Origin of the sequence: Klebsiella sp. EMBS2024, from assembly GCF_036233805.1 — a bacterium.
GTDB classification, from domain to species: Bacteria; Pseudomonadota; Gammaproteobacteria; order Enterobacterales; family Enterobacteriaceae; genus Klebsiella; species Klebsiella pneumoniae.
Genome location: NZ_JAZARW010000001.1, coordinates 4,825,619 through 4,831,942 on the forward strand (window position 1 = coordinate 4,825,619; position 6,324 = coordinate 4,831,942).

The 6,324-nt window shown below is 56.9% G+C and carries 5 protein-coding genes and 1 riboswitch; of the genes, 2 read left to right on the top strand and 3 right to left on the bottom strand.

Going from position 1 to position 6,324, the window contains the following annotated elements; translation table 11 throughout:
• The first annotated feature begins 189 nt into the window (after nucleotides 1-189).
• Nucleotides 190-1,065 (top strand): 23S rRNA pseudouridine(2604) synthase RluF, encoded by an 876-nt coding sequence (rluF, locus tag VZP09_RS22125; protein WP_002884619.1) that lies wholly within the window; start codon nucleotides 190-192, stop codon nucleotides 1,063-1,065.
• On the opposite strand, the gene VZP09_RS22130 is transcribed toward rluF, so the two are convergent.
• From VZP09_RS22130 to lysC, 3 genes are all read right to left on the bottom strand, one after another.
• Nucleotides 1,062-1,334 (bottom strand): DUF3811 domain-containing protein, encoded by a 273-nt coding sequence (locus VZP09_RS22130; protein ID WP_002884625.1) that lies wholly within the window; start codon nucleotides 1,332-1,334, stop codon nucleotides 1,062-1,064. The two genes, rluF and VZP09_RS22130, sit on opposite strands and share 4 nt — an antisense overlap.
• A 116-nt stretch (nucleotides 1,335-1,450) precedes the next feature.
• Nucleotides 1,451-2,380, bottom strand: a complete 930-nt coding sequence (gene panS, locus VZP09_RS22135; protein ID WP_002884627.1) for a ketopantoate/pantoate/pantothenate transporter PanS — start codon at nucleotides 2,378-2,380, stop codon at nucleotides 1,451-1,453.
• A 138-nt stretch (nucleotides 2,381-2,518) separates the two neighbouring features.
• Nucleotides 2,519-3,868 (bottom strand): lysine-sensitive aspartokinase 3, encoded by a 1,350-nt coding sequence (lysC, locus tag VZP09_RS22140; RefSeq protein WP_004146591.1) that lies wholly within the window; start codon nucleotides 3,866-3,868, stop codon nucleotides 2,519-2,521.
• Between the two features lie 179 nt (nucleotides 3,869-4,047).
• Nucleotides 4,048-4,283: riboswitch (Lysine riboswitch) on the bottom strand.
• A 349-nt stretch (nucleotides 4,284-4,632) separates the two neighbouring features.
• Between lysC and pgi the strand changes: the two genes are divergently transcribed.
• Nucleotides 4,633-6,282, top strand: a complete 1,650-nt coding sequence (gene pgi, locus VZP09_RS22145; protein WP_002884631.1) for a glucose-6-phosphate isomerase — start codon at nucleotides 4,633-4,635, stop codon at nucleotides 6,280-6,282.
• Nucleotides 6,283-6,324: the final 42 nt, after the last annotated feature.

A 6,324-nucleotide genomic window follows, 5' to 3' on the forward strand; every position in this document is an offset into this window, starting at 1 on the left:
GGCACCTTTGTGCATTGCACGCTAAATCGCTGATTCTGTGATATTTCATCATGCAAAGTTGCCAGGCGTTGAGCGGGACACTTTTGTGAAAAAAGGCGTAGTCGATCACACCTTGCTCCGGAGGGCGCAAAGGCACATCTTTTTTCTCGCCCACAAGGTAGGGTATATTTCGCTTTTACAGGAGAATCTATGCTGCCCGACTCATCAACCCGATTAAATAAATACATCAGCGAAAGCGGCATCTGCTCGCGTCGCGAAGCGGACCGCTTTATTGAACAAGGCAACGTCTTTATCAATGGCAAGCGCGCCACCATTGGCGATCAGGTGAAGCCTGGCGATTTAGTCAAAGTTAACGGACGGTTGATTGAGCCGCGTGAAGCGGATGATCTGGTGCTGATTGCGCTGAATAAGCCGGTCGGCATTGTGAGCACCACGGAAGACGGCGAGCGCGACAACATTGTCGATTTCGTCAACCACAGCAAGCGTATCTTCCCTATTGGCCGTCTGGATAAAGATTCTCAGGGGCTGATCTTCCTCACCAACCATGGCGATCTGGTGAACAAGATCCTGCGCGCCGGCAACGACCATGAAAAAGAGTATCTGGTCACGGTCGATAAGCCGGTGACCGATGAGTTCATTCGCGGGATGGGCGCGGGGGTACCGATTCTCGGGACGGTGACGAAAAAATGTAAAGTGAAGAAAGAGGCGCCNTTCGTTTTCCGCATCACTCTGGTGCAGGGGCTGAATCGCCAGATCCGTCGTATGTGCGAGCACTTTGGCTATGAAGTGACGAAGCTTGAGCGTACGCGGATCATGAACGTCAGCCTGACGGGGATCCCCTTGGGTGAATGGCGTGATCTAACCGATGACGAGCTGATCGACCTGTTCAAGCTGATTGAAAACTCCTCTTCCGAAGCGAAGCCGAAAGCCAGGCCGAAGGCCAAAGCGGCGACTCCCGGCATCAAGCGCCCGGTGGTGAAGATGGAAAATAGCAACGATAAGGGCCGCCCGGCTGGTAACGGGAAACGTTTCACCCAGCCGGGACGTAAAAAGAAAGGGCGTTAACGCCTGCCGCGGGTCGGCGTATTCGCCGACCAGGAAAAGGTCGCTTCCTTATCCGTTTTATAAGCCTGCTGTTTTCTCACCTGGCGGGCTTTCTTCGCTTCCGCTTCACGCTGCGCCATCAGCTTATCGATATATTCCTTTTTCACGCTGTTCGTTTCCGCATTGCTCAGCGGGCGGCCATGCGCAATACGCGCGCGGTCAAGCAGCGTTTTCAATTCGCGCTGTTCGCGCTCGGTCATCTCTTTTTGTGTAATACGGGGGAGTGCCATGGTGGTGCCCTCAGTCAGACCAGAGCACCCAGTGTACGGCAATGAATATTTTACTGATAGCCTGTATGGCAACTAAAGCAGGCACACGCCCGGGCCTGCGCCCGGACGTATCACGCTCAGCGCTTGTCGGCTTTTTTGGCGATGGGCTTTCCTGACCAGTACCCGGCCAGCAGCGAACCGGACAGGTTATGCCAGACGGAGAACAGCGCGCCTGGCAGCGCCGCCAGCGGGCCGAAGTAAATTTTACCCAGCGCGGCCGCCAGGCCGGAGTTCTGCATCCCCACCTCGATCGCCAGCGTACGGCAGGTGGATTCATCAAAACCAAACAGACGTCCGCCCCAGTACCCGCCAAGCAGACCAATAGTGTTATGCAGGATCACCGCGATAATCACCACCAGGCCGACGGAGGCGATATGGGCGGCGGAACCCGCCACCACCGCGCTGATGATCGCCAGAATGCACACCATCGAGAAGGCGGGCAGGAACGGCTCTACCGCTTTCACCACCTTCGGCAACAGATGATGGACAATCAGTCCCAGCGCGATAGGAATGACCACAATCTGTAGAATGCTGAGCAACATGCCCATGACGTCGACCTGAATATGCGCGTCGACGTACAGACGGGTGAGCAGCGGTGTCGCCACGACGCCGACGAGGGTGGAGACCGAGGAGATGGTCACCGACAGCGCCACATCCCCTTTGGCAAGAAAGATCATCACGTTGGAGGCGGTTCCGCTGGCGACGCTGCCGACCAGCACCATCCCGGCGGAAAGCTCCGGCGGCATATGAAACAGCAGCGCCAGCAGCCAGGCGGCGAGCGGCATCACCAGATAGTGCAGAAATATCCCCGCAGCGACCGGCGCCGGACGCGACAGGACGCGTTTGAAATCCTCCAGCTTCAGATGCACGCCCATACCGAACATGATCAGCATCAGCAGGGTGGTGACCCATGGGCCAATTGGGGTGAAGGTAGTGGGAGTGTAATAGGCCAGAACGGAGAGCAGCAGTGCCCATAACGGGAACAGCCGCGTCAGAGTTGCGAGCATGTTGTGTTCCTTGCGATACGCGAACCGGGCCGCGCCATCCCGATGGGCGGCGAGCAGGTCAGCTGGTTGTGTTGATGTTGTTATAAAAAAGCCGGGTTCGAGCCCGGCTATAGGTATTGTTTATCGTGCTAAGGAATTTTATTCAAACAAATTATGATGCAGCTTCTGCACAACCTTCTCCGCATCGTCGCCCGGCACCAGGAAGCACAGGTTGTGGCTGGAGGCGCCATAGCAGATCATGCGGATGTTAAACGGCTCGAGGACGCCAAAGACCTCTTTGCCGACGCCGCAGGCTTTCGACAGCTCATTGCCAATCAGGGCGACCAGCGCCAGATTTTCTTCCACTTCCACGCGGCACAGCGAAGAGAGCTCGGTCAGCAGCGCCTGGGTCAGCAGGGTATCGCCCGCAGAGGTCGAGCCGGTGGTGTCCATGGTCAGGGCCACGCTCACTTCGGAGGTGGTGATCAAATCAACTGAGATGTTATGGCGCGCCAGAATACCGAACACTTCGGCGAGGAAGCCGCGGGAGTGCAGCATATTCAGGCTGTGCAGCGTCAGCAGCGTTTGCCGGCGACGCAGCGCCAGCGCGCGGAACAGCGGCGGGTTCTCGGTGGTTTTACACACCAGCGTACCGCCCGCTTTAGGCTCTTTACTGGAGCCGACAAACACCGGGATATCGCTGCGCACGGCAGGCAGCAGGGTCGCCGGATGCAGCACTTTGGCGCCAAAGGTGGCCATTTCCGCTGCCTCTTCAAAGGCGATGACGTCGATGCGTTTCGCCGCCGGCGCGACGCGCGGGTCGGTAGTATAGATCCCCGGGACATCGGTCCAGATATCGACGCGGGTGGCATTCAGCGCTTCGCCGAGCAGAGCGGCGGTATAATCGCTGCCGCCGCGGCCGAGGGTGGTGGTGCGGCCTTTCGCTTCGCTGCCGATAAAGCCCTGGGTCACCACCAGGCCTTCCGCCAGGCGCGGCGCCAGCTGCTGCTGGGTCAGTTCGGCGACGGCGGCGATGTCCGGTTCGGCGCGGCCAAAGCGATCGTTAGTGCGCAGCACTTTACGGGCGTCAAACCACTGCGCCTGAATACCGCGTTCACGCAGAATTTCCACAAACAGCAGGGTGGACATCAGTTCGCCATGGCTGACCAGTTCGTCAGTCAGGGCGGTTGAGGAGGCGAGCGCGGCGGCTTCCGCCAGCGTCGTGATATTTTCCAGCAAGCGCTCAATCTCTTCGCGGATCACGTTGGGATAACGCAAACGCTCCAGAATATTGAACTGGATCTGACGCAGAGCGTCCAGCTGGGAAAAACGTTCGGTGGGTTCCAGCCCTCCCGCTAAGGCCACCAGAATGTTGGTCACGCCGGCAGAGGCGGAGAGCACAACAATACGGGTATTGGCATCGAGCAGCGCCACATCGATGCTGCGGTTCATTGCGTCAAAATCAGCAACGCTGGTGCCGCCAAATTTGGCGACGACTAGATCTGTCATAACAACCTCGTGTCAGGGGGCCTGACTTATTAAAACGATTCCTGAGCACCGATCCTGGCAGGGGCTGGACGCCGCCGGATCGCAACAAAATGTCTTAATAAGCCAGGCCAAATTATTCAGCCATGGCACAAGGGAAGAGCGATAAACAGGGTGGCGCAGAGTGATAAACAACTACGATGTCACCCAGAAGTGCTCCACCTTGTAGACCCGACTCACCGCTTTGGGCGCTGAGGTGTTCGGGTATGAAACGCCCGACTGCGAACGTTTCTGGTGACAACCCAGGGGATTCAGCCCCTGTGGCCGGCGAGGAGCGTGACCAGACGCTCTTTCACCTCGGCGTTGCTCCCCCTCACGTATCTTCCCCGGACTGGTTCCTCCAATACGGTTACCTGGGCAACGCACCTCTTCTGGCAATTACTGACGTCTTTCACCTGGCCGGGGGAACAGGGACATTATATCCCCCGCGAATACCCTTTCGCTGTAGCGTGAAATGCGCGAGCAATAGATACCTACCAATACGTAAGCACTGCGGATATATAAAGGCTTAACGCCAGCTATGTCAACGCTGCGGTTATGCGGATTTTTCATGCCTCTGCGGCTAACAGAAAAAAGCCTTATGATAGCTATACTAATGGGGCTTTTTACTCCGTTTTGACCCGATTCCTGACCGGCGTCAGGGTCAAGTCACAAAAATCATCACAATTTTCCGTCACCGGCGCTACAATCGACCGAAGTCACAATCTCAAATCAGAAGAGTATTGCTAATGAAAAACATCAACCCAACGCAGACCTCTGCCTGGCAGGCATTACAGAAACACTTCGACGAAATGAAAGATGTCACTATCAGCGAGCTTTTCGCCAAAGATAGCGACCGTTTTTCTAAATTTTCCGCGACGTTCGACGATCTGATGCTGGTGGACTTCTCCAAAAACCGCATCACTGAAGAGACGCTGGCTAAACTGCAGGATCTGGCGAAAGAGACTGACCTGGCGGGCGCTATCAAGTCGATGTTCTCAGGTGAGAAGATCAACCGCACCGAAGACCGCGCGGTACTGCACGTCGCGCTGCGTAACCGCAGCAATACGCCGATTGTGGTTGATGGCAAAGATGTGATGCCGGAAGTGAACGCTGTGCTGGAGAAGATGAAAACCTTCTCCGAAGCGATTATCTCCGGTAGCTGGAAAGGCTACACCGGCAAACCGATCACCGACGTGGTTAACATCGGCATCGGCGGCTCCGACCTCGGTCCTTTCATGGTGACCGAGGCGCTGCGTCCGTATAAAAACCACCTCAACATGCACTTTGTCTCTAACGTCGATGGCACCCATATCGCCGAAGTGCTGAAGAACGTGAATCCGGAAACGACTCTGTTCCTGGTGGCGTCCAAGACTTTCACTACCCAGGAAACCATGACCAACGCCCACAGCGCGCGCGACTGGTTCCTGGCAACCGCGGGCGACGACAAGCACGTGGCGAAACACTTCGCCGCGCTTTCCACCAACGCGAAAGCGGTTGGCGAGTTCGGCATCGACACCGCCAACATGTTCGAATTCTGGGACTGGGTTGGCGGCCGTTACTCCCTGTGGTCGGCGATTGGTCTGTCCATCATTCTCTCCGTGGGCTTCGACAACTTCGTTGAGCTGCTGTCCGGCGCGCATGCGATGGATAAGCACTTCTCCACCACTCCGGCGGAGAAAAACCTGCCGGTGCTGCTGGCGCTGATCGGCATCTGGTACAACAACTTCTTCGGTGCGGAAACCGAAGCGATTCTGCCGTACGACCAGTACATGCACCGCTTTGCCGCTTACTTCCAGCAGGGCAACATGGAGTCCAACGGTAAGTATGTTGACCGTAACGGCCACGCGGTAGACTACCAGACTGGCCCAATCATCTGGGGTGAGCCGGGCACCAACGGTCAGCACGCGTTCTACCAGCTGATCCACCAGGGCACCAAAATGGTACCGTGCGATTTCATCGCTCCGGCTATCACCCACAACCCGCTGTCTGACCACCATCAGAAACTGCTGTCTAACTTCTTCGCCCAGACCGAGGCCCTGGCCTTTGGTAAATCCCGCGAAGTGGTTGAGCAGGAATATCGCGATCAGGGTAAAGACCCGGCGACCCTGGAGCACGTGGTGCCGTTCAAAGTGTTCGAAGGTAACCGCCCGACTAACTCCATCCTGCTGCGTGAGATCACCCCGTTCAGCCTCGGGGCGCTGATTGCCCTGTACGAGCACAAAATCTTCACCCAGGGCGCGATCCTCAACATCTTCACCTTTGACCAGTGGGGCGTTGAGCTGGGCAAACAGCTGGCTAACCGCATCCTGCCGGAGCTGAAAGACGGCAGCGAAGTTAGCAGCCACGACAGCTCTACTAACGGCCTGATTAACCGTTATAAAGCCTGGCGCGCATAACGCTTGCGCAGCTAAGACGGAATGCCGACCCTTTGGTCGGCA

Coding starts and splice junctions, on each gene's coding strand:
- VZP09_RS22130 (WP_002884625.1), bottom strand. CDS start 1,334: ATGGCACTCCCCCGTATTACACAAAAAGAGATGACCGAGCGCGAACAG.
- panS (WP_002884627.1), bottom strand. CDS start 2,380: ATGCTCGCAACTCTGACGCGGCTGTTCCCGTTATGGGCACTGCTGCTC.
- lysC (WP_004146591.1), bottom strand. CDS start 3,868: ATGACAGATCTAGTCGTCGCCAAATTTGGCGGCACCAGCGTTGCTGAT.
- pgi (WP_002884631.1), top strand. CDS start 4,633: ATGAAAAACATCAACCCAACGCAGACCTCTGCCTGGCAGGCATTACAG.